Raw genomic sequence first — 429 nt, 5'->3', positions numbered from 1 at the left:
GGAACAAGCGCGGCGCCGTGCTGCTGCGGGAGCGCCCGAGTTCGCCGCCCAACGCCCCCTCGGGCAGTGGTGACGGCGGCGGGCGCGGCGGAGCGGCCCCGGACGACAACCCCTTCGCGCCGCCGCCCGAGGGTGCGCCGGACAGCCCCTGGCGGCCCCGGCACCCGTCCGACGGCGGCTCGGGCGAGGGCGGCCCGGGTGGCTCCGGCGGCCCGGACGACGGCTCCGGCGAGGACGGCCGTTCACCTTGGGGCAGTCAGTGGAGCGACCGCCAGCCCGGCCGCTCCCAGGGCGGCTTCGGCGAGCGGCCCCAGCGTCCGGGATCCGGCGGTCCGGGCGGACCCGGTGGCTCCGGCGGTCCCGGCGGCAAGGGCCCGGGGCTGCGCTGGGACCCCACGGACCCGGCCCAGCGCCGCGCGCGGTACGCGC

At 81.8% G+C, this 429-nt stretch carries 1 pseudogene; it reads left to right on the top strand.

Annotation, left to right across the window (positions count from 1 at the left end):
• Positions 1-429: pseudogene (locus IE249_RS36220) on the top strand (hypothetical protein); the annotation flags it as partial.

It is taken from the genome of Streptomyces anandii JCM 4720, assembly GCF_014650655.1.
Lineage (GTDB): Bacteria > Actinomycetota > Actinomycetes > Streptomycetales > Streptomycetaceae > Streptomyces > Streptomyces anandii.
This window is presented reverse-complemented; position numbering and strand designations above follow the sequence as displayed.